The 26,141-nt window shown below is 67.1% G+C and carries 24 protein-coding genes; 12 read left to right on the plus strand and 12 right to left on the minus strand.

Annotated features, from left to right (window positions below):
- Positions 1 to 7: 7 nt before the first annotated feature.
- The 3 genes from P1L40_RS19250 (at position 8) to P1L40_RS19260 (ending at position 2,884) form a co-directional block, all read left to right on the plus strand.
- Entirely contained in the window at positions 8 to 1,015 is a 1,008-nt protein-coding gene (locus tag P1L40_RS19250; RefSeq protein WP_284011427.1) for an ABC transporter permease, read from the plus strand.
- Positions 1,012 to 1,839 carry an ATP-binding cassette domain-containing protein gene (locus P1L40_RS19255; protein ID WP_284011428.1) on the plus strand — a complete coding sequence of 276 codons (828 nt, stop codon included), beginning with the start codon at positions 1,012 to 1,014 and terminating at the stop codon, positions 1,837 to 1,839. Before P1L40_RS19250 ends, P1L40_RS19255 begins: the two co-directional genes overlap by 4 nt.
- A 148-nt stretch (positions 1,840 to 1,987) precedes the next feature.
- The gene (locus P1L40_RS19260) at positions 1,988 to 2,884 is read left to right on the plus strand and encodes an SMP-30/gluconolactonase/LRE family protein (protein ID WP_284011429.1); all 897 of its coding nucleotides are present in this window, start codon (positions 1,988 to 1,990) and stop codon (positions 2,882 to 2,884) included.
- Between the two features lie 6 nt (positions 2,885 to 2,890).
- Here the strand turns inward: P1L40_RS19260 and P1L40_RS19265 are convergent, their stop codons facing one another.
- On the minus strand, positions 2,891 to 3,856 hold the full coding sequence (locus P1L40_RS19265; RefSeq protein WP_284011430.1) for a mannonate dehydratase: 966 nt from the start codon (positions 3,854 to 3,856) through the stop codon (positions 2,891 to 2,893).
- A gap of 82 nt (positions 3,857 to 3,938) precedes the next feature.
- On the opposite strand from P1L40_RS19265, the gene P1L40_RS19270 reads away from it, so the two are divergent.
- Positions 3,939 to 4,283 (plus strand): L-rhamnose mutarotase, encoded by a 345-nt coding sequence (locus P1L40_RS19270; protein ID WP_284011431.1) that lies wholly within the window; start codon positions 3,939 to 3,941, stop codon positions 4,281 to 4,283.
- 24 nt (positions 4,284 to 4,307) lie between these two features.
- Here P1L40_RS19270 and P1L40_RS19275 read toward each other — a convergent pair whose 3' ends face one another.
- The 5 genes from P1L40_RS19275 to rhcF form a co-directional block, all read right to left on the minus strand.
- A complete protein-coding gene (locus P1L40_RS19275) occupies positions 4,308 to 5,333 on the minus strand; it encodes an aldo/keto reductase (protein ID WP_284011432.1) in 1,026 nt (341 codons plus the stop codon).
- Positions 5,334 to 5,399: 66 nt separating this feature from the next.
- Positions 5,400 to 6,401, minus strand: coding sequence for a TIGR03560 family F420-dependent LLM class oxidoreductase (locus P1L40_RS19280; RefSeq protein ID WP_284011433.1), 1,002 nt, complete (start codon positions 6,399 to 6,401; stop codon positions 5,400 to 5,402).
- 38 nt (positions 6,402 to 6,439) lie between these two features.
- The gene (locus P1L40_RS19285; RefSeq protein ID WP_284011434.1) at positions 6,440 to 7,228 is read right to left on the minus strand and encodes an SDR family NAD(P)-dependent oxidoreductase; all 789 of its coding nucleotides are present in this window, start codon (positions 7,226 to 7,228) and stop codon (positions 6,440 to 6,442) included.
- Positions 7,229 to 7,300: 72 nt separating this feature from the next.
- Positions 7,301 to 7,933, minus strand: coding sequence for a DUF4864 domain-containing protein (locus P1L40_RS19290; RefSeq protein ID WP_284011435.1), 633 nt, complete (start codon positions 7,931 to 7,933; stop codon positions 7,301 to 7,303).
- 96 nt (positions 7,934 to 8,029) lie between these two features.
- Entirely contained in the window at positions 8,030 to 8,875 is an 846-nt protein-coding gene (gene rhcF, locus P1L40_RS19295; protein WP_284011436.1) for a 2,4-diketo-3-deoxy-L-rhamnonate hydrolase, read from the minus strand.
- Between the two features lie 1,016 nt (positions 8,876 to 9,891).
- Here rhcF and P1L40_RS19300 point away from each other — a divergent pair.
- Positions 9,892 to 12,915: an FAD-binding and (Fe-S)-binding domain-containing protein gene (locus P1L40_RS19300; RefSeq protein WP_284011437.1), complete on the plus strand. Its 3,024-nt coding sequence runs from the start codon at positions 9,892 to 9,894 to the stop codon at positions 12,913 to 12,915.
- Here P1L40_RS19300 and P1L40_RS19305 read toward each other — a convergent pair whose 3' ends face one another.
- The 4 genes from P1L40_RS19305 to P1L40_RS19320 all read right to left on the minus strand — a co-directional run bounded on the left by P1L40_RS19305 (position 12,916) and on the right by P1L40_RS19320 (position 16,076).
- Positions 12,916 to 13,395, minus strand: a complete 480-nt coding sequence (locus P1L40_RS19305) for a hypothetical protein (RefSeq protein WP_284011438.1) — start codon at positions 13,393 to 13,395, stop codon at positions 12,916 to 12,918.
- A complete protein-coding gene (locus tag P1L40_RS19310) occupies positions 13,392 to 13,742 on the minus strand; it encodes a hypothetical protein (protein ID WP_284011439.1) in 351 nt (116 codons plus the stop codon). Before P1L40_RS19310 ends, P1L40_RS19305 begins: the two co-directional genes overlap by 4 nt.
- Positions 13,727 to 15,451 (minus strand): Nramp family divalent metal transporter, encoded by a 1,725-nt coding sequence (locus P1L40_RS19315; RefSeq protein ID WP_284011440.1) that lies wholly within the window; start codon positions 15,449 to 15,451, stop codon positions 13,727 to 13,729. Before P1L40_RS19315 ends, P1L40_RS19310 begins: the two co-directional genes overlap by 16 nt.
- A gap of 73 nt (positions 15,452 to 15,524) precedes the next feature.
- Entirely contained in the window at positions 15,525 to 16,076 is a 552-nt protein-coding gene (locus P1L40_RS19320; RefSeq protein WP_284011441.1) for an ArsR family transcriptional regulator, read from the minus strand.
- A gap of 439 nt (positions 16,077 to 16,515) precedes the next feature.
- Between P1L40_RS19320 and P1L40_RS19325 the strand changes: the two genes are divergently transcribed.
- The 7 genes from P1L40_RS19325 to P1L40_RS19355 all read left to right on the plus strand — a co-directional run bounded on the left by P1L40_RS19325 (position 16,516) and on the right by P1L40_RS19355 (position 23,680).
- Entirely contained in the window at positions 16,516 to 17,883 is a 1,368-nt protein-coding gene (locus P1L40_RS19325) for an ABC transporter substrate-binding protein (protein WP_284011442.1), read from the plus strand.
- A 130-nt stretch (positions 17,884 to 18,013) separates the two neighbouring features.
- Positions 18,014 to 18,985: a branched-chain amino acid ABC transporter permease gene (locus P1L40_RS19330; protein WP_284011443.1), complete on the plus strand. Its 972-nt coding sequence runs from the start codon at positions 18,014 to 18,016 to the stop codon at positions 18,983 to 18,985.
- Positions 18,985 to 19,851, plus strand: coding sequence for a branched-chain amino acid ABC transporter permease (locus P1L40_RS19335; RefSeq protein ID WP_284011444.1), 867 nt, complete (start codon positions 18,985 to 18,987; stop codon positions 19,849 to 19,851). Before P1L40_RS19330 ends, P1L40_RS19335 begins: the two co-directional genes overlap by 1 nt.
- Positions 19,848 to 20,609: an ABC transporter ATP-binding protein gene (locus tag P1L40_RS19340; RefSeq protein WP_284011445.1), complete on the plus strand. Its 762-nt coding sequence runs from the start codon at positions 19,848 to 19,850 to the stop codon at positions 20,607 to 20,609. The genes P1L40_RS19335 and P1L40_RS19340 overlap by 4 nt, the downstream gene beginning before the upstream one ends.
- Positions 20,606 to 21,316, plus strand: a complete 711-nt coding sequence (locus tag P1L40_RS19345) for an ABC transporter ATP-binding protein (protein ID WP_379776684.1) — start codon at positions 20,606 to 20,608, stop codon at positions 21,314 to 21,316. Before P1L40_RS19340 ends, P1L40_RS19345 begins: the two co-directional genes overlap by 4 nt.
- Positions 21,317 to 21,326: 10 nt before the next feature.
- Positions 21,327 to 22,694 carry a methyl-accepting chemotaxis protein gene (locus P1L40_RS19350; RefSeq protein WP_284011447.1) on the plus strand — a complete coding sequence of 456 codons (1,368 nt, stop codon included), beginning with the start codon at positions 21,327 to 21,329 and terminating at the stop codon, positions 22,692 to 22,694.
- A 188-nt stretch (positions 22,695 to 22,882) separates the two neighbouring features.
- Positions 22,883 to 23,680, plus strand: a complete 798-nt coding sequence (locus tag P1L40_RS19355) for a 2-oxo acid dehydrogenase subunit E2 (protein WP_284011448.1) — start codon at positions 22,883 to 22,885, stop codon at positions 23,678 to 23,680.
- A 60-nt stretch (positions 23,681 to 23,740) separates the two neighbouring features.
- On the opposite strand, the gene P1L40_RS19360 is transcribed toward P1L40_RS19355, so the two are convergent.
- Both P1L40_RS19360 and P1L40_RS19365 read right to left on the minus strand, forming a co-directional pair.
- On the minus strand, positions 23,741 to 24,610 hold the full coding sequence (locus tag P1L40_RS19360) for a CPBP family intramembrane glutamic endopeptidase (protein WP_284011449.1): 870 nt from the start codon (positions 24,608 to 24,610) through the stop codon (positions 23,741 to 23,743).
- A gap of 30 nt (positions 24,611 to 24,640) precedes the next feature.
- Positions 24,641 to 26,071, minus strand: coding sequence for a TIGR00341 family protein (locus tag P1L40_RS19365; RefSeq protein WP_284011450.1), 1,431 nt, complete (start codon positions 26,069 to 26,071; stop codon positions 24,641 to 24,643).
- Between the last annotated feature and the right edge of the window lie 70 nt (positions 26,072 to 26,141).

Genomic DNA, 26,141 nt, shown 5'->3' on the forward strand with positions numbered 1-26,141 from the left:
GCTACCGATGGCAACGGAACAAGGATTCATCGGCCGGACCTTCGGGGACCGGGACGACGTGCTGCTGACACTGTTAGACAACATGATCTGGCCGATCCTGGCCATCGTCCTACTGGGGGTCCTGGTGTTCGTCCCCCAGACGTTCAGGTCGGCCCAGCTGATCCTGTGGGGAGCAGTCCCGATCGGACTGCTCGTCCTGGCGGAGAGCCTCTGTCTCCTGTCGGGACACTTCGACCTCTCGATCGGTTCTATCGCCGGGTTCTCGGCGATGTTCACGGGGATGCTCCTCGGGACCTGCCCGAGTTGCTGGTCGGTGACGACCAGCCCGTGGATCGGCTTCGCCGTGATCCTGCTGGTCGGGTCGCTCATCGGCCTGGTCAACGGTGTGATGATCGCGAAGGTCGGGCTGAATCCGTTCCTGCAGACGCTGGCGTTCCTCATCATCTTCGAGGGCGCCAAGACGGCCATGCAGACTCAGCCCGTGACTGGCCTTCCGGCGCTGTACACGCGGGTCGGCGCGACGCCCCGGTTCGCTATCGGCTTGATGCTGGTCGCGTTCCTGATCGCCGGACTGGTGTTGCGGTACACCTCCTTCGGACAGGCGGTGTACGCGCTCGGGAGTTCGGAACACTCCGCCCGCGAAGTGGGGATCGACACCGAACGACTCATCATCCTCATTTACACCATCAGCGGCGTGCTGTCGGCCATCGCGGGACTGATGCTCACCGGATTCGTCGGTGTCGTCCCGCCGCTGATCGGTGAGGGACTCGTGTTCCAGGCGTTCGCCGGTGCGGTTATCGGCGGCATCAGCCTCTTTGGCGGCCGGGGGAAGATCACCGGCGCGCTCGGTGGCGTCATCCTCATCCAGGTCATCCAGTCGGCACTGAACAACAGTCCGGTCGTCGGTGCGACACAGATTCAGATGATAAACGGTATCGTCCTGTTGGCGGCGATCCTGCTGTACAGTACTCAGACCAAACTCCGCGCTCGCATCCTCGCGAGTGGTGCGGTATGAGCGTCGACGACGGGACCGCGACCGAACAGCGCCACGCCGAAAGCGGCGACACTGAGTCGGCCGGAACCCCGAAGCTCCACGCGGAGAACCTCACCAAGCAGTTCGGTCGGATCGTCGCCGTCGAGGATGTCTCGCTGGAGATCCAGCCGTCGGAGGTGTTCGCACTCGTCGGCGACAACGGCGCCGGCAAGTCGACACTGATGAACATGCTCAGCGGCGTCCACGAGCCCACGAAAGGGCAGATCTACAAGGACGGCCAGCCGGTGAACTTCGACAACCCATCCGACGCGCGGGCCACCGGCATCGAGACGGTGTATCAGGACCTCGCGCTGATGGACGACCTCGACATCGCGACGAACATCTTCATCGGCCAGTTCCCGCGCAACGGCTTTGGCCCTTTCCGGATCATCGACTGGGACGAGACCTACGAACGGGCCGAAGAGATCATGATGGACCAACTGGGCCGGGACGTGGACATCAGGACGGAGGTGGAGTTCCTCTCGGGCGGCCAGCGGCAACTGGTCGCTATCGGCCGCGCGCTCGCGTTCGACCCGGATGTCATCATCCTCGACGAGCCCACGAGCGCGCTGTCGGTCGACGCGACCCGGCTCGTTCAGGACACCATCGACACGCTGGCCGATCAGGGAATCACTATCGTGATCGTCAGCCACAACATCGAGTCGGTGTTGAAACACGCCGACCGCATCGGCGTCCTCTTCCAGGGACAGCTCGTCGACATCAAACAGCCCGCCGAGACGGACTTGGAGGAGCTGAACGAACTGATGACGACCGGGACGTTGGCGAGCGGGCGGCTGGACGACTAGCGAGGAGCCGACCGCAGGGAGGCTCCTCGTTGTTGCGAACGGGGCGGGACAGCCGTTAGTTCGGTGGGAGAGACCGCGCCGAGCGCGACCCCCGAACCCCATCGCGCTGACCCCCCGGTTTTTCACTCTCGGGGATCGATAGAGCGGTATGGACACGCCCAAACGAGTCGTCGACATCGAATGTGAGACCGGCGAGGGGCCGCTGTGGCACCCGGCGGACGAACAGCTCTACTGGTGTGACATCCCGAGGGGTCACCTCTATCGGTACGACCCGGTGGCCGACGACTACGAACGCGTCTACAGCGACGACGACGAGCGTATCGGCGGGTTCACGATCCAGCAGGACGGCTCACTCTTGCTGTTCCAGGAGGCCGGGGCCGTCCGGCGGCTCTCGCGTGCGGACTGGACCACCGAGACCGTCGTCGCGCCGGACCCCGACCGCTTCCACGAGCGGTTCAACGACGTGATCGCCGACCCGGAGGGACGGGTGTTCGCTGGCGTGATGCCCGACACCGACCGGAACCTACCGGGACAGCTCTACCGGCTCGACACCGACGGGACGTTTACGCTCGTCCGGGAGTCCTGTGTGCTGCCGAACGGGATGGGGTTCACTCCCGATCTCGATCGGCTGTACTTCACCGACACCTGCGAGGTCGACCCGGCCGAACCGGGCTACATCTACCGCTACGACTACGACCGCGCGAGCGGGGAGCTCACCGACCCCGAAGTGTTCGTCGACGCGAGCGACATCGATGGCTACCCCGACGGGCTGACCGTCGACAGCGAGGGCCACGTCTGGTCGGCGTTCTGGGACGGGGGCGCGCTCCACCGGTTCGGGCCCGACGGGAGCCACGAGCGCAGTGTCGAATTCGATCCGCGAAAAGTGTCGTCAGTGACGTTCGCCGGCGACGAGTACGACACGGCATACGTGACGACGGCCTGCGTCGAGACCCGCGAAACCGAAGGCGCGGACGCGGGCAGCCTCTACCGGGTCGGTCTCGGCGTGACCGGTCGGCCGGAGTTCCGGTCGGCGATCGGACGCTGAGGACGGTCAGTCGTCGGCCTGGACCTGCTCGCGCAGGCCGCGCATGTAGCCGATGGCGAACAGGCGCCCCTTCGTGTGGTAGCCGGGGTTGGAGTTGTCCTCGCCGGCCATCGTGGGGACGTGGTCGGGTCGCATCGGGACATCGTCGTCGACGTGGCGCTCGTAGGCCCGCATCGCGGCGAGCATGTCGGTCGGGCCGTCGTCGTGCCAGGTTTCGACGAACGCGTCTTCGTCCCCCTCGATGTCGCGGAAGTGGACGAAGTTGATCTTCTCGCCGAACTGTTCGATGGCCGCGGGGATGTCCGCGCCCATCGCGGCGAAGTTCCCCTGGCAGAACGTCACGCCGTTGTACTCGCTGTCGTACGCCGCCAGCACGCGGTCGTAGTTCTCCACGCTGGTCGCGATGCGGGGGATATCACGAAGTGACTCGCGGGGCGGATCGTCGGGGTGGAGACCGAGTTTCACGCCGGCTTCCTCCGCGACAGGTGTGACCTCCTGCAGGAAGTACTCGATGCCGTCCCAGAGGTCCTCGTGGGTCGCGTCCGGGAGCGTCTCGGGCCCGCCTCGGGTCTTCTCGATATCGAACTCGGTGACGTAGGAGCCACCGCGGGCCTCCACGTGGGCGGCGGTTCGTGCCCAGCGGACGCCCGCCATCCAGTCGTAACAGACGACGGGGATACCGACCTCCCCACAATTCCGGAGGAACTCCTTGAACACCTCGATGTCCTCGTCACGGCCCTCACGACCGAGGCGGATCCGGTCCGAGATGGGGACTGCACCCTCCAGGACCGAGAAGTTCAGGCCGACCTCGGCCAGCCAGTTCGAGAGCCCCTGCAGGTCGTCGTAGCTCCACTGCGTGCGACCGTCGCCGATCTCAAGCGGGTGGATCACGGCGTCGTCGACGCCCATCTGTCGAGCGAGGTGCCAGCGGTCGTCCGGTTCGTGCGGCAGTACCAGTGCGGGCGAAACCATACCAGTCGAGTCGGGAGGGGACCACTAATACCCACCGCCACCAGCCCCAACGCTGATTTGCTCGCCCCGAGTGAGTACTGGTATGGCAGACACAGAGCGTGCCGTCTACGTCCAGCGACTCGACCCCGACCAGCGCGAGGAGTACGTCGCGGCCCACGACGACGTGCCCGAGGGCGTGACCGACGCGATGGAGCGGGGCGGCGTCGAGGAGTTCGAGTTGTACGTCCGCGACGACGTGGCGGTCTGCATCCTGGAGTGTGATGACCTGGACGCCTACCTCGACGCCGTCGACGGCGACGAGACCGTCGCCGAGTGGGAGCGCTACACGGGGCAGTTCAAGGAGTCCGGCGTCGACGCCGACGCCGATCCGGAGGCGGGCATCCCGTTCATGGAGCGGGTCTGGCGGTTCGACCCCGAGGGCGAGTGAGCTCCGGCGGTTGCGACCTCGGCCTCAGTGCCCCCAGAGGTTCCCGTCGGGGTCGTAGCGGGCGTCCATGATGCGGTCCCACTGTGCGTCCGAGATGGAGACCTCGGTCGCGGCGACGTTCTCGTCGAGCTGGTCGACCGTGCGGGCGCCGACGATGGGGACACAGGTGAACTCGTCCCACTCCATCAGCCAGCGCAGCGACACCTGTGCGGGTGTCGCGTCGACCTCGTCGGCGACGGTCCGAATCTCGTCGAGGACGTGCCAGCCCCGCTCGGAGAGGTAGTAGTCGTCGAAGAAGTCGTCGAAGCTCCCGCGGGCGCCGTCGGGTGCCTCGACGGCTTCGGGATCGTCGGGGTCGGCCCGCTCGTACTTCCCGGTGAGGAACCCGCCGGCCAGCGGCGAGTACGGACAGACAGCGATGTCCTGGTCGGCGCACACGTCGAGGTACTCGCGCACGTCCTCGTAGTAGCCGGCGTGGTGGAGCGGCTGTGTCACGTCGAACCGTTCGAGCCCTTCGACATCTGACTTCCAGAGGGCCTTCGTGAGCTGCCAGGCGGCCATCGTCGAGGCTCCGAGGTAGTTGACTTTCCCCTCGCGCACGAGGTCGTTCAGCGTCCGCAGCGTCTCCTCGATGTCGCTCTCCTCGTCCCAGCGGTGGATGTAGTACAGATCCAGGTAGTCGGTCCCGAGGCGGTCCAGGGTCCCTTCGACCTGTGCGCGGATGTGCTTGCGACCCAGCCCGGAGTCGTTCGGACCCGGCTCGCCCCAGCCGTCGAACGGGAAGTACACTTTCGAGGCGATGACGAAGTCCGTCCGGTCGTGGTCGTCGAGCCACTCCCCGATGTACTCCTCGCTGGTGCCGTGTGGCGAGCCGTAGACGTTCGCGGTGTCGATGAAGTTGATCCCGCGATCCCAGGCCGCGTCCAGCAGTTCGTGGGCCTCCTCGCGGCCCGTCTCGACCACGCCGTTTGTCTCCTTGCCGAAGCGCCACGTCCCGAGACAGAGGTCCGAGACACGGGTTCCCGTACTGCCGAGCCGTCGATAGTTCATTGCACCCGTGCTTCGAACGGCAGCGTCAAACTGTTTTCCCTCCCGGCGACTCGTTCGTCCGGCCCCTCACCGGAACTCCGGCGCGACCTCGTCGCCGAACAGCTCCATCCCGCGGTGGTCGGGGAAGTCCAGAAACAGCAGTTGGAGCTTCTCGAAGCCGAGCTCGCGGATCCCCTCGATCTGCTCGGCGACCTGTGCGGGCGTCCCGATGAGCATGTCGCCTTTCTCGCGGGCCTCCGCGGCGGTGGTGAGCTGGTCGTCCATGTCCGACTCCTCGCCCCACGGGAGCGGGAAGATGTCCTCGACGGCTTCCTCGACAGCGGCCTCGTCCTCGCGAACGAGCACGTGGGCCAGCCACGACCGCTCGACATCGTCGGGGTCCCGTCCCTCGTCTTCGAGGTACTCGTCGAACTTCCGGGCCTTGAACTCGATCGAGCGGCCGCGGGCCCGGCCGCTGATCTCGACGTTCCACTCGTCGGCGTGGCGGGCGGCGAGCCGGAGCATCTTCGGCCCCGCGCCGCCGACGACGATCGGGGGGTGGGGCTGGCTTACCGGTTTCGGCTCGTTCAGCGCGCCGTCGATGGTGTAGTGGTCCCCCTTGAACGTCGGCTCCGCCTCGGTGAACATCGCCTTCACGACCTGGAGTCCCTCGTCGAGCATCTCGATGCGGGTCCCGACATCGGGGAAGTCGAAGCCGTAGGCGCGGTGTTCCTCTTCGTGCCAGCCGGCCCCGAGCCCGAGTCGGAGCCGCCCCGCCGAGAGCACGTCGACCGTCGTCGCCATCTTCGCCAGCAGAGCCGGGTTCCGGTACGTGATCGACCCCACCAGCGGCCCGAGGTCGACAGCCTCGGTCCGCTCGGCGAGCGCACTCAGGAGCGTCCAGACCTCGAACTCCTCGGCCTTCGGGCCGAGCATGAAGTGGTCGGGCACCCACAGTCCCTCCAGGCCGGTGTCGACGGCCGCGTCCGCGCCCCGGAGGACCGTCTCTCGGTCGAGGCTATCGAGCATCGGTGTGTCACGGTGAACCCCAGCGCCCGCGTAGCACTGGACCATCCAGTCGAACTGCATAGACCTACTGGCGTCGGACGGAGAATAACTGTTTGGGGCTACAGGCCGCTGTGTGCGAGCCAGCCGCCGTCGACCGCGAGGTTCGCGCCGGTGATGAACGACGCCTCGTCGCTGGCGAGGAACACGGCCGCGTCGCCGATGTCCTCGGGGGTCCCGAACCGGGGTAGGAGGGTGTGTTCCTCGGCCTTGGCGACATCCTCGTCGGTGTTGATGTCCTGGAGCGGCGTCTCGATGTATCCGGGGTTGATGCAGTTGACCCGGACGCCGTCCTCACCCAGTTCGATCGCGAGGTCACGCGTCATGTTGACGACGCCGCCTTTCGCCGCCGCGTACGGCGGGCCGCCGCCGCCTTCGAAGCCCCGCACGGAGCCGATGTTGATGATCTGGCCCTGACGCTCGACGAGGTGTGGCACCGCGAACTTAGCGCAGTAGAAGGCTCCGCTCAGGTCGATGTCGATAGAGCGCTGCCACTCCTCGATCGTCGTCGACTGAGAATCACCGACGATCTGGATGCCGGCGTTGTTGACGAGGACATCGATCCCGCCGTACGTCTCGACCGCCGTCTCGACCATCGCGGCGACGCTGTCGGGGTCGCCGACATCCGTCTCGACGTATGTGGCACTGCCGGGGGTCTCCTCGGCGATGGCGGTGTCCGTCGGCGTTGTCACGTCGCTGTCGTACCGGGCGCCCTGTTTTGGCTCCCGCTGGACATCCGCCACCACCACGTTCGCGCCTTCGGTACCGAACCGCCGTGCGATGCCGCGTCCGATACCACTCGCCGCGCCGGTGACGAGGACCGTCCGGTCCGTGTGTCGCTCTGCGAGCATAGCTAGCAGTTTACAGCCAGCGACTTAACGGTATCCGAGCCGCCGGAACCGACAGCGTTCCAGCCCCGGAAGTCACTCGTCCACGGCCGGTAGTTCGGTGATCCCCGTCGTCAGCCAGCACCGCCCCTCGGACGGCGTCAGTCGGCGTTCGAGACGCCAGCGGTACGTCGTCGTCGATCCGTCGCCGTGGGCCCGGATCGACTGGACGGCGACGCTCCCGTTTCGCTGTACGGGCTTGCGTGTCACCGACTCCGCGGCGACCAGCGGTCGGTACCGCGTACGGAACGTCTCGGCGTAGGTCTCGACGGAGCCGAACCGGCGATGAGCGGCGGGCGCGAGGAACCGCCACGTCGTCTCGATCCCGCGGTCGGTGTCCGTGAGAAGCGCCCCGATCTGCAGTCGAACGACCAGCGCCGGCGGGCGTTCACAGGTCGGCCCCAGGTCCCGGTACGCGGCCGCCGACCGCTCGGGCTCGACCTCGCTCCACTGTCCCCGCCACACACCGCCGAGTGCGCGGCCGTTCGGCTGCGGGGTCGGAGTCCCGGTCGGGGGCACAGGTGTCGGCGTCGCCGTCGCGGGGACGGGTGCTGGCGTCACGGTCCGTTCCCCCGGTGGCCCGCTCGCACCGAACACGCCGAGACACCCGCCGAGAGCCAGACAGCAGATGGCGACCGCCAGCGCAACCCAGGCACGGTCTCGGGCCATACGGACGACACGGTCCCGCGCTGTTTGGCTCTTCCCCTCGGGTGGCCGGCGTCGCCGAACGGGACGGTCTGACGGACGACCTGCAGAACGCAGTGGTCAGTCTCTGGCGACGACGGGGTTGGTCAGCGTCCCGATGCCGTCGATCTCTACGTCGACGGTGTCGCCGGGTTCGAGCAGTTCCGGGGGGTCACGGAAGATGCCGACTCCACCGGGTGTGCCCGTCGAGATGACATCCCCGGGCCGCAGCGTCGTGATACCGCTGATGTAGGAGACGACCTCTTCGACGCCGAAGATGAACTCCTCGGTGTTCGAAGCCTGCATCGTCTCCCCGTTGACGCGGCAGGCCACGTCCAGATTCCCCGGGTCGAGTCGGTCGTCCGGGACAAGCGTCGGTCCCATCGGCGCAAACGTGTCGTAGCTCTTGCCCCGGAAGAACTGCCCGTCGTCGAACTGCGCGTCACGCCCGCTCACGTCGTTGACCGCCGTGTACCCCGCGACGTACTCGCGCGCCTCCTCGGTCGAGACATCCTTCGCGGTGCGACCGATAACCACGCCGAGTTCGACCTCGAAGTCCACTTCGTCGAGTTCTTCGGGGTGGACGATCGGATCGCCGGGATTGGTGACCGCAGTGCTGGACTTGCCGAACAATAGCGGCCGCTCTGGGATCTCTTCGTCCTGTTCTTCGGCGTGGTCGTGGTAGTTCAGCCCGACACAGATGATCTTGCCCGGCCGGGGAACCGGCGCGAGCAGTTTCGCGTCCGCGACGGGGACGGCGTGGTCGGCCATCGCGTCGACAGCGTCCTCGACGACCCGGAGGAATCCAGGATCGGTGAGCTGTTGGTACGTCACGTCCTCTCTGAGCCCCGACAGCGGGACGATCTCCTCGTCACGGCGGACGCCCCACTCCGGGGTACCACCAGTGGTATACCTGACGAACTGCATCACCGAGGTATCCGGCGCGTCCGAACCTAACTGTTGTGATTGCTGGCAGGGACGACCGCGCCGAACTCGTCCTGTGGAAGGTGGGAGATGATCGCTTCTGAGCGGTCCCGACAGCGGAGCCGAACCACCGCTGGCGTTCCAGTAGTATTGTTTAACTTGCACAATAAAAACGGCACGGAAGTTTGTCGCTGCGGACAGTTTTGCAGTGGGCGTCGAACCGTTCCGACGGCGGTGTTCCGGCGTGAGTCGGCTGTGAAACGCAAGCGCTCTGACGCCGCCGCTGTCCGATAATCCCAGACAATCGGCGTTTCCACCCGTTCTCGGCCGATCTCTCGATGAGTGGGATCGACTAGACGCTCGTCGGAGACCGTTCCAAACTGACGAGAAGTTTGACGGTTTCCCTCAGCTCGTTGGCTGGTAGCCGAGCGATCACAGCGCGTAGTATTGAATATTTTGTGCACCGCTACGATCCAGTTGGCTCCCGTAAGAGCACCACGAGATCCGCTTCCGTCACCCGCTGTGCAGTCCACTGGGAGGCAGTCGGTACGAGCCGAACCGACGCTGGCTCGCGGCAGGAGACGCTCGGGACGGATGCGTCTCGAAACCGGCGACCACGCTCAGCCTGCGAGCCACAGCCAATCCCTCAGGCCGTCGCGACCACCTCAACGGGGTGGGTCGGCGGGCTTCGAGCACCGCGACGGTGGACCGTGTCACCGCGGCGTCGAACGCGCGCCGCCGCCGTGACCTCGTCCACGTGTGTGGTTCTCATACGCTAGGTACACACGAGTGTACACCAGTAAATGTATCGGTGGTGTGGATTCACTGGCAGCGCCATCGGAAATGACTTTTTTAGGACCCGAGAGTTGGTTTCATAGTATCTCGTGTCTATCCGAACCGAATCAACGTGGATTCGGCGCAACAGTTTTGATTCTCGTCTAATTACACGGAACCACGAACGGTGCCGGTACCCCGGCCAGCGGGCCGCGGTCCCACCGGGCACACGGAGAACACACACGATGGCAACTGGACCCGGAGACGGACGCGATCCATCGGCCGACGACGCATCGAACTACGACTACCGCGGCGACACCGTCGAGCGGCCCGGGCTGGTCGCCGACCTCGAATCGCTCGTCGAGGGCGACGTTCGCTTCGACGAGTACACCAGGCAACTGTACGCGACGGACGCGAGCATCTACGAGGTGACGCCGGTCGGCGTGGTGTTCCCGCGGTCGACCGCCGACGTGGCCGCGGTGATGGAGTACTGCGCCGACCGGGGCGTGCCGGTCCTCCCGCGGGGCGGCGGGACGAGCCTGGCCGGTCAGGCGGTCAACGAGGCCGTCGTCCTCGACACCACACGGCACATGGACGGCCTCGTCGGCGTCGACCCCGAGGGCCGCGAGGCCCGCGCCCAGCCGGGCATCGCGTTGGGCGACCTGAACGCCGAGCTAGCACCCCACGGCCTGAAGTTCGCGCCCGATCCCGCCTGGGGAGACAAGAGCGTCCTAGGGGGCGCCATCGGCAACAACTCGACTGGCGCACACTCACTGCAGTACGGCAAGACCGACGCCTACATCGAGGCCTGTGAGGTGGTCCTCGCCGACGGCACCGTCACCACGTTCGGCGAGGTCGACCGCGAGACACTCGCCGAACGGGGCGATCCGGACGGCGACCTCGAAGCACGCATCTACGCCGAACTCGATCGGATTCTCAGGGAAGAAGCCGACGAGATCGACGCCCGCTATCCGGATCTCAAGCGCAACGTCTCGGGCTACAACCTGGACTGGGTCGTCGAAGACGCCGCCGACGGGACGGTGAACCTGGCGGCGCTGCTGGCCGGCAGCGAGGGAACGCTGGCGATCGTCACCGAGGCGACCGTCTCGCTCGAACCGGTCCCCGAGACGAAGGCGATGGCGCTGCTGGCCTACGACGAACTCGTCGCGGCGATGGCCGATGTCGACGACATCCTCGCCCACGACCCGGCGGCCGTCGAGGTGCTGGACGACACGCTCGTCGGTCTGGCGCGGGAGACCGCCGAGTTCGAAGACGTGGTCGAGGTGCTGCCGGAGGGGACCCGCGCGGTCCTACTCGTGGAGTTCTACGCCGACAGCGACGCGGCCGGGGAGCGGAAGGTCGCCGACCTGCTGGCCGACCGCACCGCGGGCGTCGACGCCCGGCGCGACCCCACCGATGACGGCGTCACCGTCGACGCGCCGGTCCGTGCGTTCGACGCGCTCGAGGCCCACGACGACGCCGAGCGCGAGCGGTTCTGGAAGCTCCGCAAGTCCGGGCTGCCGATCCTGCTCTCGCGGACCAGCGACGACAAACACGTCGCGTTCATCGAGGACACGGCGATCCCGCCCGAGCACCTCCCCGAGTACGTCAGCGACTTCCAGGCCATCCTCGACGACCACGACACGTTCGCCTCCTTCTACGCTCACGCCGGGCCGGGCGTCCTGCACATCCGCCCGCTCGTGAACACGAAGACCGTCGAGGGCGTCGCACAGATGGAGTCCATCGCCGACGCCGTGACTGATCTGGTCGTCGAGTACGGCGGGTCGGTCTCGGGAGAGCACGGCGACGGGCGCGCCCGAACCCAGTGGAACCGCAAGCTGTACGGTGAAGACCTCTGGCAGACGTTCCGGGATCTCAAGACCGCGTTCGACCCCGACTGGCTCCTGAACCCGGGCCAGGTCTGTGGCGATGTCGACATGACCGAGCATCTCCGGTTCGATCCCGACTACGAGTTCGACGCCGGCTTCGACGCCGCACTGGAGTGGGACAACGAGAACGGGATGCAGGGGATGGTCGAACTGTGTCACGGCTGCGGTGGCTGTCGCGGCCCGCAGGAGACCACCGGCGGCGTGATGTGTCCGACCTACCGCGCCGCCGACGAGGAGATCACCGCCACTCGCGGCCGGGCGAACATGCTCAGACAGGCGATGAGCGGCGATTTGCCCGACGACCCCACCGGCGACGAGTTCGTCGCCGAGGTGATGGACCTCTGTATCGGCTGTAAGGGGTGTGCGAAAGACTGCCCGAGCGAGGTAGACATGGCGAAGCTGAAAGCCGAAGTCGAGCACGCCCACCACCAGAAACACGGTGTCGGTCTCCGGGACCGGCTCTTTGCCAACGTCGACACGCTGGCCCGCGTCGGCAGCGCGCTGGCGCCGCTGTCGTCGCTCCCCCAGCGCCTGCCCGGCGCCAGGACCCTACTGGAGAAGACGGTCGGCATCGCGAGCGACCGGAGCCTGCCGACGTTCAGACGGCGGACGCTGACGGACTGGTTCGCCAGCCGCGGGCCACAGGTCCCCGAGGGAGAGGCCGAGCGCCGCGCGTTGCTGTTCCCGGACACGTACACAAACTACAGCCACCCGGAGGTCGGGAAAGCCGCCGTCAGAGTACTCGAAGCGGCCGGCGTCCACGTCCGCCTGGCCGACCGGACCGACAGCGGTCGCCCGGCCCACTCGAAGGGGCTCCTCGACGAGTCCCGGGCGACGGCCGCCGCGAACGTCGACGCCCTGGCCCCCCGGGTCCGGAACGGCTGGGACGTAGTCGTCGTCGAGCCCTCCGACGCGGTGATGTTCCAGTCGGACTACCTGGACCTGCTGGGCCACGACGACGCGGACGCGGTCGCGCTCGCCGAGAACGCCTACGGCGTCTGTGAGTATCTCGACCAGTTCGGCCTCGACTCGGGAGTCGACTGGTCGGCGCCGGCGGAGTCGCTGACCTACCACGGTCACTGCCACCAGAAGGCCACCCGGAAGGACCACCACGCCGTCGGCGTCCTCCGGCGGGCCGACTTCGATGTCGACCCGCTGGACTCGGGCTGTTGTGGCATGGCCGGCAGTTTCGGCTACGAGGCCGAACACTACTCCATGAGCCGGGCGATCGCGGACATCCTCTTCGATCAGGTCGAACGGAGCCGCGGCGAGACCGTCGTCGCACCCGGCGCGTCCTGCCGGACGCAACTGGGCGATCGAGCGGAGGCCGACGGGGAGCCGCCCCACCCGATCGAGAAGCTCGCGGACGCGCTGCCCTGATCAGCGGTCGGCCAGGAACCGACGGAGGCTGGCCCGCGGCCGGAACCCGAGGCCGTCGCTGTGTTCGACCGCGAATCCCCGACGGTCACCCAGCGCCGCGAGCGCCTGGCCGAGGGCGTCCATGTCGACGGGCGCGTGGACGCGATAGGCGTAGGGCGGTCCCGCGGCGACATCGACAGCGACCTTCGGGCGCCCGACGTGGCGCCCGTCGTAGAGCCGGACCCGCTCCAGCCGGTCGTAGGGAACCCGGTGGGTCCGTTCGGCCATGTCGAGCAGGCCCGCCAGCCCCGTCCGGCGGTACCGCTCGGTCGCCTCCTCGGCGACTTCGTGGGTCTTGCCGCGAGCGATACCGAACAGCGGCGTGAGGTAGTGGTACTCCGGGACGACAAGTTCTGTATCCGTAAACGCCAGATCGGCCAGCCGCAGGGGGAAGGTTCCGCCCATCACCGAGTGGAGGTGGACGTGGACGGCGTCGGTCACGACACGCCACCACCACGGACACCGCGGTCCAGGAACAGGAGCCCGCCCGCGAGAAAGACCAGTCCGGGCGTCCGACCGGTCAGCGCGAGCCAGAGGCCGGCGACGACGCCGACGGCGGCCACTGCGAGTAACGGCGGGCGAACGGGCGGCCGGTCGGCGTCGACCCACCGCTCGCCCGCGTAGGTCAGTACCATCACGCCGACGACGAGACTCACGCCCAGCGCCCGGCCGGCCGAGGGCGCGACGAGTGTTCGGGCCGCCAGGACGAGCGCGAGTCCGCCGGCGTAGCTCCACCACCGGCGTGCGACGAGTGTGTTCACCGGGTGCATGGTCAGGGGAAGTACCACGCGGCTTCGTCGGCCGCGTCGACCGTCCGGTCTGTCGTGCGTTTCCCGCGGATCGAGGCGACGACGACGACGATCTGGACGAGAACGAACACCCCGAACAGCGCATAGCCGCCGACCCCGCTGTCGACCACGTTGGCGGCAGTGTCGAACACTGGTGCACCGAGTTGCGTCAGCGTGTTCCCGATGAGCAAGACGCTGAAGTAGCCGAAGAAGCCGGTCGCCCACCACAGGGTGGCGACACGGAACCAGCCGGGCTGGGTGTGCTCCGGGAGCCGCGTCGTATTGACCACCAGCAACAGCGCGGTGTAGGGCCACATCATCACGCCCGACATCGCGGCGGCCACCACGAGCAGGCCGAACGGCTGCTCGATGGGGATGGGCGAGCCCAGGATGGCGATTCCCCAGAGGATGAACACCGTCAGCAGTATCCAGAAGATGCGTGGCAGGCTCCACCCCGCTGCCCGGCCGTACACCTCGTAGACGATGTCGGCGCTGTTGCGGACGAACGACTCGACGATGGCGTACTCGGTGGTCAGCAGCGCGAAAAACAGCGTCGTGAAGATGAGTCCACCGCCGATGGGGCCGACCTGGGGGACGATGACCTCCGCCCACATGACGACCCCGTCGTCGGAGGTCCCGTGGGCGTACTCGGACGCCAGCGCCATCATCATCGTCGCGACGACGAGCAGTCCCACGACGAACGTCAGCAGATGCTCCAGTTGGGCCAGGCGCCACCAGCCCCGCCACCGGCGGAGGTTCGTCACCGTCGGCGGGAAGGTGAAGCCGTCGCGCTGGACGGGTTCGGGGTCGTCCCCGACGACTGGGTTCTTGATGCGGCCCTGGTACCGCCCCATCGCGTACCCCTTCTCGCGGACCCAGAGGCTCTGTGAGAGGTTCAGGTAGCCGCCGGCGCCCGCGTAGGCGAGACCGCCCAGGAACACCGCGATATCACTGCCGGGCGGGATAGTGCCGACGCTGGCGATCCCGCCGGGGACGTTCGCGAGTTCGTTGACCGACCCGAGCGCGACGAACAGCGCGACGGCGAACAGCGAGGCGATCGAGACCAGCACGATCTGGATGCGCTCGACGACGTTGTACATCAGCGGTGTCAGCTGGTAAGTGAGCCAGATGAGCACCATCAGCACGATGCCGAACAGCCGCCAGGCGGCCAGATCGACGGCGCCGACAGACAGTGTGAGCTCTTCGCTCCCCAGCCCGATCGCGCCCACCTTCGCGGCGCTTGCAGCCCACCCGGGCCATCCCAGGCTGACGAAGCCAAGCAGCAGGAAGAACAGCGGCCAGAACCGGTGGACGCGCTCGAACGCCCGGAAGATCGACTCCCCGGTGGCAAGCGTCCAGCGCTGGATCTCCGTGTTCATGAAAAACTGCGTGATGACGCCGAAGAAGAACGCCCAGTACAGCGCCCAGCCGTGCTGGGCGATGAGGACCGGCCAGAACAGCGTCTCGCCGCTGCCCAGCGACGCCCCGAGCATGATTGCGCTCGGACCGACGACGTGTGAGAGCTTCGGGACCCTCGGGAGGTCGAGGAGGCGGAACTCGCCGTCACGACCCCGCTGTGGATACCCCTCGCTGTCGGGTGCGATGTCGAGGTTGTCGTAGGCCGTCGGCATGTAGGAGCTACTGCGGTACTCGCGGCCCTCGACGCCCGTCGCGTACACCTCTCGCTCACGGGGGTCGTCGTCGCTCATCCACACCCCCATCGTCGGCGCTGGTCGGGTCCGCTCACCGTACCTCTATCACAGGACACCGGGGGAGAAATAATTACCCGCCGAGGAAGTGCCAGATGTGGCCGCGTTCCTCGGGTGGGTCGACGCCCGGCAGTTCGGCCAGCGCGGGCTGGATCGCGTTCCACCACCCCTCGGCGGTCTCGTACTCCGCCGGGTGTTCGGGGAACACGTCCTGGAGGAAGTCGGACTTCTTGGCTTCCGGGTGTTCCTGGAGATAGTTGTACGACGCCAACAGCGCGGTTTTGCGGGCGTTCAGGGTCTTGCCGGTCCCCGGCAGGTCCACGTCGTCGATCAGCGACTGGACCGACGGGTCGGCGTCCCCGGTCGCGGGCTGGGACTCCTCGATCGGGACCCACCAGACGCGGCTCCGGGAACCGACCTTCCGGGTCTTCAACTCGCCGCGATCGACGAGGTCGTTGAGCTTGTTGTGGGCGGTTCGCCGGGAACAGCCCACGGCGTCGATGATGTCGCTCGCTGTGAGCGGGCGGGCGCGGTCCTCGCGCTCCTCGAAGACCCCGAGGACCGCGGCCAGCGGGACGCGGTCCGAGTGCTCGCCACTCTGGTCGCGCTCCCGCCCTGGAGTCATATCGATGTGTAACAAAAGGAGAGGGATAAGCGTTGTCGTGAGCGCAATGCCGGCGCTGTCCACCCGACTGGCAAGACCGTTTGTTCATTCGTGTGTACCAAAAACTCACTCGTGTGTATTCAGCCATGCCAGCCGAAGCATGGAACGAAGCCAGACGCCGTAATCGGCCGTCTCCAGGCGTCGAAAGTTCCGTTGTCGGTCTCACTGTGATCGAGTGTCCGGTCATTCTGTCGGTTTCCCCACCAAATACGGGGTCAGAGCGCGACCCTGGTACATTCGACTGTATTCATCCGGAATCATATAACTATGGGCGATGTATCGCCACAAACCGTTTCAACCGTCCTTCAACGCATATTTACAGCCGTATCGAACCTACCTGTCCGAGATAGTAATGAACGTCACCCATAGATATAAGTGATTCCAGTATTGTCCTAGATTCATGCCAGGTCGTGACAGTAACGGCAGGCAGGGACGTATCGGGCGGCGAACGTACCTCAAAGGTGCCGGCACGGCAGTGTTGTTCGGGCTCGCGGGGTGTAGCGGCGACGGTGGCAGCGGCGGCGGAGACGGCGGAAGCTCCGGCGGTGGTGGTGGAGACGGCGGTGACGGGGGCAGTGGTGACGGCAGCAGCGGTGACGGCGGCTCGACGGGCGACAGCGGAGGCTCGGGGCCGATCCAGGTCGGGAACCTCTCGCCGTTCAGCGGCGGACTCGGCTGGATCGGGCCGAACTCCCGGCGCGCGGTCAGGACGGCCCTCGAATCCGACGGCGGCGTGAACACGACGGGCGTACTCGGCCGGACCGTCGAGATCACCGAACAGGACACCGAGACGAAACCCCAGCCCGCCATCAGCGGGTTCAAGACGCTCGACAGCCAGGGCGTCGTGACGATGGTCGGGCCGTCGAGTACGGTGACACCCAGCCTCGTCGAGCCCGCACAGAGCAGCGGGCTGTCGTTCGTCTCGCCGATGACAGGGACGATTCAGCTCGACGACATCGGCGGTGAGTACGTCTGGCGAACGGTGCCGTCCGACAGTATCGGTGCCCGGGCCCAGGCACAGTACGGCTACCAGGAGCTCGACTACAGCAAGATGGCGCTGGCCTACAAGAACGACAAGGGCTCTCAGAGCTTCTCGAAGGCCTCCGGGGAGTACTTCAAGTACCTCGGCGGAGAGGTGCTGACCGAGGCCGCGCTCGATCCGGGCGCGAGTTCCTACCGGAGCGAGGTCCAGAAGCTCCAGGACTCCGACGCCGAGGTCGTCTCGATGACGGCCGCGACCGAGGTGACCGGCCTGTTCATCAAGAACTACGTCGAGGCTGGTGCCAGCGAGGACTTCCAGTTGCTCCTGGGCAACGACGTGCTGACGCCGGACTTCATCGAAGAGATGGGTGCGGATGTCATGGAAGGGATGGTCGGGCAGGCGCCGGCCCCCGGCCCGGCATACGATGCCTTCCAGGAGAAGCACAACAGCATGCACGACAAGGAGCCGGGCGCCTTCGCGGCGGCGGCCTACGACGCGATGAACCTCATCGCGCTCTCGTTCGTCGCCGAGGGCGAGGCCTCGCGCGAGGCCGTTCCGAACAACCTCGGTGCCCTCGGGAACCCGCCGGGAACCAAGGTCCAGAGCTTCGCCGAGGGCAAGGAGGCCCTGGAGAACGGCGAGGAGATCGACTACGTCGGCGCGTCGAACCCGCAGAACTTCGACGACACCGGCGACCCACTGGGGCCGTTCTCGGCGCTGCAGGCACAGGAGGGGTCGTGGGAGACGGTCAAGACCTACTCGGCGGACGAACTGGCACAGAACTGACCCCCGACCGGAGGCGACTCGGGAGCGACAGCAACCACACATCTTCGATTCACGCTATGCTCTACATGGATACCGGACACAGGAGGCGCACGGAGCCACGAACACCACACCAGCCCACGGGAGGTGACCCGTGAGCTACGCCACACTGCTGGTCACCGTCGGGATCATCGTGGGCATCTACGCGCTGCTGGCTGTCGGGATGAACATGCACTGGGGCGACACCGGCCTGCTCAACTTCGCCCACGCCGGCTTCTTCGCCGTCGGTGCCTACGCCTCGACGATCCTGACGACGCCCGGCGGTGAGGGGCTCCTGGCCGCGCGTCTGGTCGGCTTCGACCTGCCGATCGTGTTCGGACTGCTCGCTGGGACGGTACTGGCCGCCGCCGTCGGCGTCGTCATCGCGCTGACGAGCGTGCGCCTGGAGGGGGACTACCTCGCGATGGTCACGCTCAGCGCGGCCGAGATTATCCGGCTCGTCATCACCAACGAGTCCTGGCTCACAAGCGGTGCACAGGGGATCAGTGACATCCCGCGGCCGGCGGCCGGTGCGTTCCCGGTCGATGTCGGCGGCGTCGCGCTGGGGTACGACCTGTTCTATCTCGTGCTCGTCCTGGGGATACTCGGGGCGAGCTACGCCGTCTTCGAACGGCTCTCGGGGAGTCCCTTCGGACGCGTCCTCCACGCGATTCGCGAGGACGAGGATGTCCCGCGGGCGCTTGGCAAGCACACGTCGCTGTTCAAACTGAAGTCCTTCGGCCTGGGTGCGGGTATCGCGGGACTGGCCGGCGGGCTCTGGGCGCACTTTTTCTTCGCCATCAACCCGACGATGTTCCTGCCGTCGCTGACGTTCAGCGTCTGGGCGGCGGTCATCATCGGCGGCGCCGGCAGCTACGGCGGCGCCATCGCCGGGACCGTGTTCATCGTCGGTATCCGCCAGGTGACTCGGTTCCTCCCGAACAACATCCCGTTCAGCAGCGACCTGCCGTTCATCCGGCTCATCATCATCGGAATCGCCCTCATCGCGGTGCTGTACTACCGTCCGCAGGGACTGCTCGGTGACAGGGAGCGACTGGCCGCGGGCCAGTCGATGGAGGGCGAGTGATGGCGGGGTTCGATCCGCAGTTCATCTGGTTCGGCCTCGTCTCGGGGAGCCTCATCGCGCTCGGCGCGCTGGGGCTGACGCTGATCTTCGGGATCCTCGATTTCATCAACATCGCCTACGGCGAGTACATGGCGCTTGGCGCGTTCATGGCCTTCGGGCTGAACACCACGCTCGGCCTGCCGGTGATCGCCGCCGCCGTCATCGCCGTCCCGGCGATGGGCGTGCTGGCGATCGCGCTGGACAAGGCCGTCTTCCAGCACTTCCGGGACCGCTCTGCTATCGTGTTGCTGGTCGTCTCGATCGGGTTGTCGTTCATCCTGCGCAACCTCATCCGGATCGTCTGGGGAAGCGGAGCAAAGCGGTTCGAGGTCCCCATCCAGCAGGCCCCGACCTACTTCGGCATCCAGATTCTCGCCGATCAGGTCGCGATCGTCGTCCTGAGTCTCGCCGTGCTGGGCGGGACCTTCCTGCTCTTGCGCAGGACCGACATCGGCATCGCGATGCGTGCTGCCTCGGACGACACCGACCTCGCGCGCATCCGCGGCGTCGACACCGAGCGCCTCGTGCTGTACGTCTGGCTCGTCGGCGGCCTCATCGCGGCCGTCGCCGGCGTGATGCTGGGTCTGGACGGCCAGCTCCGACCGACGATGGGCTTCCTCTCGCTGATCCCCATCTTCGCCGCGGTCATCCTCGGCGGCATCGGTGACCCCGTCGGCGCGGTCGCCGGCGGCTACGCTATCGGGCTGCTCCAGGAGCTGTCGGTGATCGTCATCCCGGCGGAGTACAAACCGCTCGTCGGCCTCGTGTTGCTCGTGGCCGGCCTGCTGACCCGTCCGGACGGACTGTTCGGGGAGGCCACACGATGAGCGAGCCAGTGCTTCGCGTCGAGAACCTCAGGAAGTCCTTCGGCGGACTCGTCGCCGTCGACGGCGCGAGCTTCGAGATCGAGGAAGGCAGTATCGTCGGCCTCATCGGGCCCAACGGGGCCGGGAAGTCGACGACGTTCAACCTCATCACCGGCTTCTACGAGGCCGACGGCGGGACCGTCGAGTTCCGCGGCGAGGATATCGTCGACAACTCGCCGGAGGAGCGCGCCCAGCGAGGGATGGTGCGGACGTTCCAGATCACCCGGGAACTGACCGGCATGAAGGTCGCACAGAACATGCGCCTGGGCGGCCAGGACCACGACGGCGAGAAGGTGGTCCACGCGCTGGCCGGGACCGCGGCCGACCGGGAGCGAGAGATCGGCTCGAAGGCCAAGACCGTCCTCAAACAGCTTGAGCTGTGGGAGCTACGCGACGAGTACGCCGGGAACCTCTCCGGCGGCCAGCGCAAACTGCTGGAACTGGGGCGGGCGCTGATGGCCAACCCGGACGTACTGCTGCTCGACGAGCCGATGGCGGGGGTCAACCCCAGCCTCACCGACGAGATCATCGAGATGATCGACGAACTCTGCGAGCAGGGGATCACCTTCCTGATCGTCGAACACGACGTTGACATGATAATGGACATCAGCGACAAGGTCATCGGGATGCACCAGGGCCAGGTGCTCGTCAGCGGCCCGCCCTCGTGGGTCCAGAAGGACGAGGACCTGCTGGAAGCGTACTTCGGAGGTGAGGTCTGATGCTGCTGGAAGCCCACGAGTTGAAGAGTGGCTACGGCGACGCCATCATCGTCGACGGCGCCAGCCTGGAGATGGAGCACGGCGAGATGGTGACGATCATCGGCCCCAACGGCGCCGGGAAGTCGACGTTCCTGAAGACGATCGTCGGCCTGCTTCGCGTTCGCGAGGGGAGTGTCGTCTTCCAGGGCGAGGACATCACGACCATCTCGGCCGACGAAGCCATCGATTACGGCATGTGTTTCGTCCCCCAGGTCGACAACATCTTCCCGAACCTCACGGTCATGGAGAACCTGAAGATGGGGGCCTGGTCGCTGACCGACGACGCCGACTTCGACCGCCGCGTCCAGGCCGTCTACGAGCGGTTTCCGGAGCTACGGGACCGCACCGGGACCCTCACCGGGAACTTGAGCGGCGGCCAACAGCAGATGGTCGCGATGGGCGCGGGACTGATGCTCGATCCGGACCTGCTCATCCTCGACGAGCCCTCCGCGGGACTGGCCCCGGACCTCGTCGACCAGATGTTCGACAAGATCAGCGAGATCAACGACGCGGGGACCTCGGTGCTGATGGTCGAGCAGAACGCCCGCCGCGCGCTCGAAGAGTCCGACCGCGGCGTGGTCCTCGACATGGGCGACTCGAAGCTCCAGGGGACCGGCAAGGAACTGCTCGAATCCGAGGAGGTCGCGGAGCTCTACCTGGGAACCTGAGGAGAGACAGATGAACGAGCGATCACACACGCCGAACGGCGCACGCGGCTACCGGGACCGAGTGGAATCCGACCAGCCGGACGACGAGAAGTCCGCCGACCAGCTCCGCCGGGAGCGCGACGAGTGGCGACACCTGTTCACACAGCTCATCGAGGGGTTCCCCGAACCGATGTTCGCCGTCGACGACGACCGGGTGTTGCGCTACTTCAACGAAGCGGCGGCGACGGAGTACGGGCGTGACCGCACAGAGGCCATCGGCACCGAGGGGTACGAGTTCTTCGGCACCGAGGGCGAGTCCGAGATCCTCGCCGAGACGGTCGCGCGGACCGGCGAGACAGTCCGCGAGGAGGAGTTCCGGTCGGTCCCGACACCGGACGGGCGCCTCTGGAACCGGTCGATGGCAGTCGCGATGACCGACCTCCACGGCGACGGCATCGGTGCCGTGGAGAGGACCCCCATCGTCACCGACATCGTCCAGCAGCGCGACCGGATGGCCGACGCCCAGGAGACCGTCACCGAGGAGGTCACCACGTCGGTCCGGGAACTCCGGGAGACCGCCGACGAAGTCGCGGGACAGTCGGCGCAGATGAGCGACTCCGCCGCCCGTCAGGAGGAGACGATGAGCCAGGTGGCCGGCGAGGTGTCGAACCTGAGTGCGAACGTCGAGGAGGTCGCCTCGACCGCACGCGAAGTCGAGGCCACGAGCGAGCGCGCGGAGGACCTCGCCACCGACGGCCAGGCCGCGGCGACCGACGCCATCGAGGTCATGGAGTCGGTCAGCGACGCCGCCGGCGAGATGGGCGCGGACGTGAGCGAACTCCAGGACCGACTGGCCGAGATCGACGACATCGTGGAGGTGATCGACGACATCGCCGAACAGACGAACATGCTTGCGCTGAACGCCTCCATCGAGGCGGCCCGCGCCGGCGAGGCCGGCGAGGGCTTCGGCGTCGTCGCCGACGAGATCAAGGGGCTCGCGACCGACTCACAACGGCAGGCAAAGGAGATCGAGCGGACCATCGACGAGGTCCAGGTGACCGCGGCCAGGACCGTCGAGGGAATCCAGGAGACGAACCGCGAACTCGAAGCCGGCGTCGAGCAGGCCGAATCGGTGATGGAGACGCTCGCGGACATCGTGAGGGCGGTCTCGCGGACGGCCCGCGGGATCAGGGATGTCGCGACAGCGGCCGACGACCAGGCGGCTTCGACCCAGGAGATCGCAAGCATGGTCGACGAGGCGGCCGACCGAGCCGACGACCTGGCGACGACGGTCGACAGTATCGCCGACGCGAACCGGACACAGCGAGACCTCGTCGAGGACATCGACGCGTCGATCGAGGACCTCCGAGAGACGATGGCCGAGATCGACACCGGGTAGCCGTACGGCCCGGATTCCGGTGTCAGGAGGCGGTTTCTCCGGCTGGGGGGCGTGGGCGACGACGTGTCCGATGCACACCAGCAGGGACGGCGACGATCCCCACCGAGGGAGTGCCGGTCGGCGGCTTCGGTACCGCGGAGCGACAGAGTCGCGTCAAGAAGTATGCGTCACGCCGACGAAGAGATCCTATGAGCGACCGAACCGACAGGATCGAACCACGCTCCGCCCGTCGGCGGGGAACGGTCGACTACATGCGGGCGGCGGGTCGGCGAAGCAACGTCCACGGGCTCGTCGAGGTCGACGTGACCGAGGCGCGTCGCCGTATCGAGGCCATCGAAGCGGAGACCGGAACGGCCCCGTCGTTCACCGCGTTTCTCGTGTGCTGTCTCGCACGGGCCATCGAGGATCACCCGGGGGTCAACGCGTACAGGGACTGGCGGGGTCGCGTGCACGTGTTCCGAGCCGTCGACGTGAACGTGCTCGTCGAGACGACGGTCGACGGAGAGCGGATGGGCGTCCCACACGTCGTCAGACGCGCGAACGAGCGATCGCTCCGATCGATCCACGACGAGATTCGGGCCGCACAGGACGCCGAGGACCCGACAGCCCTCTCACGGTGGGCCGAGCTGGGACTTCGACTCCCCGGGTTCGTCCGGCGTCTCGTCTGGCGGCTCCCGCAGTGGCTGCCCGAGCGGTGGACGGACGTGGCCGGGACGGTCGCCGTGACCTCCGTCGGGATGTTCGGAGCGGGTGGCGGGTGGGCGATCAGCCCGACGAACTACACGCTACAGTTGACGGTCGGCGGCATCGGCGAGCGACCGGCGTTCGTCGACGGGACGCTCGCCGAGCGTGAGATTCTCAATCTCACGGTGACCGTCGATCACGACATCGTCGACGGTGGGGCCGCCGCTCGCTTCGTCAACCGGCTGTGCGAACTGATCGAGGACGCGCACGGGCTGGAACCGCAGGCCGACGGCCATTCCTGATCGCGGCGACGGGCTCGCCAGCATCGGTCGGCCGACGGCGACCATCTGTACCGGATTCGATCAGAGCAGGGCGACTTGCACCAGCGAGAGCACCACCAGTGGAACGTGAAACGACGCGTGAGCCACCATCGCCGCCTCAAGACTCCGGCGCCAGTAGAGCCAGCCAAAGAGGACGCCCGCGACAGCGTTCAGGAGAACGGTGCGGGCGATCAGTGCCGGGGTGAGGCTGACCGACTGGGCGAGCGCCGGGAGGTGCCCCACGCCGAACAGCACCGCGGACACCACGATCGCGGCCCACATCACTGCCGGCCGGGGGCCACCGGTCCGCCGACCAGCGACGGACCAGCCGGTAAACGCGAGGGCCGACATGAGACCGAACCGGAGCACGAGTTCCTCGGTGATCCCCCCGTAGAGGAATCGGACGGGAGCGTACGCGAGCACACCGACGACGGTCGGTCTCGGTGTGCCGACCGCCGACTGGGGCAGGTCCTGGGCGACGAACGGCACCATCACCGCGTCGAGGACGACGATCAGGAGGCTCCCCAGGAGCCCGACAGCGACTGCCAGGCCGACCTCGGTCCGGAGGCGCGTTCGGAGTCCGTCACCGGCCGCCGTCCGATCGATGACGGCCGAGCGCAGTCCCACCCGCGGCGCTGTGTACGCGCCGAGGAGACACGCGACGGCGAGCAACAGTAGCGGGTTGACACCCGAGAGGACGGCAAGCAGCGGGAGCGACAGCCCGGGCGGGACGGCGGCCGGCGGCGTCGTGGCGTAGATATAGGCGACGAGGGCACCGATTCCGGGCAGCCCCAACAACAGGGACACACCGAATCGCCTGCCGAACGAGGACCCGCTCGGCGGAACGGACGCGGGGTCCGCGACTCCCGCTGTCGAGAACTCGGTCGCGGCGGCGTCGTCGTCCGTCTCCATACGGCACGATACTCGGTGGAAAGTATCAATCTATGCGATGGTCCCGCTGCCCGAGGCCGTTCGCTGTCCGATCAGGGAGCGCGAGACGGCCGGGGAACGTGGTACGTCGGCCGATTCCGGTGCCCACTCCGCCGTTCCGGGGAGGGCAAGCCCCGCCCGTGGCTCCGGCGACCGACCGTCGGAGACCTGTGCCTCGATGAACCCGACGCGGACGACGACATCGCGGTCGAACTCCGCGGTCAGCTCGTCGTCCCAGCGCTGGGCGAGGTCGGGGGGCGCTTCCAGGTCCCGTGGAATAGCGACCAGGACGTTCACGCGTGGCTCGTTTCCGAGGAGCAGATCGATCGGTTCGTAGTCGACGGTCACCGAGACGAGTTCGACGCCCTCGATGTCCGCCGCCTCGAACCGGTCCTGGAGTTCGGCCTGTGTCTGCTGCTCGAAGGCCTGGGTCTGGAAGGTCGTCCACGTGACCGCACCGAGGGCGATCGAGAGGACTGCGATGGCGATAGCGATGACGACGATCCGCGAGAGGACGGACGCCCGAACGCCCTCGAACTGCCCCGCGTCGAGGGGCTTGAACCCGGCAAGCCAGAACAGGCCCAGCGCGGAGATGTTGATGGCGAGGAGGTTCACGACGACGAGGACGGCGCCGGCGATAGCGACGCCCGGCAGCCCGAACGCGATCCCCAGCCCGGATGTCGCGGCGGGTGGCACCAGTGCGACGGCGATGGCCACCCCGACGAGCGTCGAGCCGGACCCCCGCATGATGCTGATCGACCCGGCCATCCCCGAGCCCAGTGCGAGAAACAGCGAGAGGAAGTTCGGGCTCGTCCGTTCTGCGACCTGCGGGACGGTCCGGATGTCCAGCCCTGGCGGGATGAGCACCGTCTGCTTGAGCAGCCAGCCCATGACTGCCGCCGTCGCGATGGCCGCCAGGAGCCCCGTCACCTGGAGTGTGACCCCTCGTGATGCCATCTCCGGATCGTCGAGGATCGTCCCGACGCTCGCCGAGATAGCCGGTCCCATCAGCGGCGCGACGACCATCGCGCCGATGATCGTCGCCGCTGAGTCGAGCAACAGCCCCGTCGTCGCGATGACGGTGCTCAAGAAGAGGAAGGCAAAGAACGTAGAGGTCGCCGGCGCGAGGTCCTGTGCCCGTGCGTACAGCTCTTCGCGGGCGATCCGGAGGCCTGGAAACCGCTCGACGAGCGCGGACAGGCGCTCCGAGACGACGGTCTCGGTCGGGAGCACGATGGTGTAGGCGTCCTTCTGAGCGCCAGCCTCGACGAGGTCGTCCATCACCGGTTCGACACCACTCGGCGGGATGGGAAACTGGACCATCGCCTCGAACTCCCCGCGGCCGACCTCGTCGAACACTGCGTAGTCGATCCCCTCCTCGTCGAGGGCTTCGAGGATCGCCGACCGGGACCCCTGCGGGATCAGGATCTGGACGAGTCGCATGTGACGGTGTGTGGCATCGTGGTGGGTGACTGTCCGGGACCCCGGACAGTCGTTCGCGGTTGCCGCGCGG

Origin of the sequence: Haloarcula pelagica (genome assembly GCF_030127105.1) — an archaeon.
GTDB lineage: Archaea > Halobacteriota > Halobacteria > Halobacteriales > Haloarculaceae > Haloarcula > Haloarcula pelagica.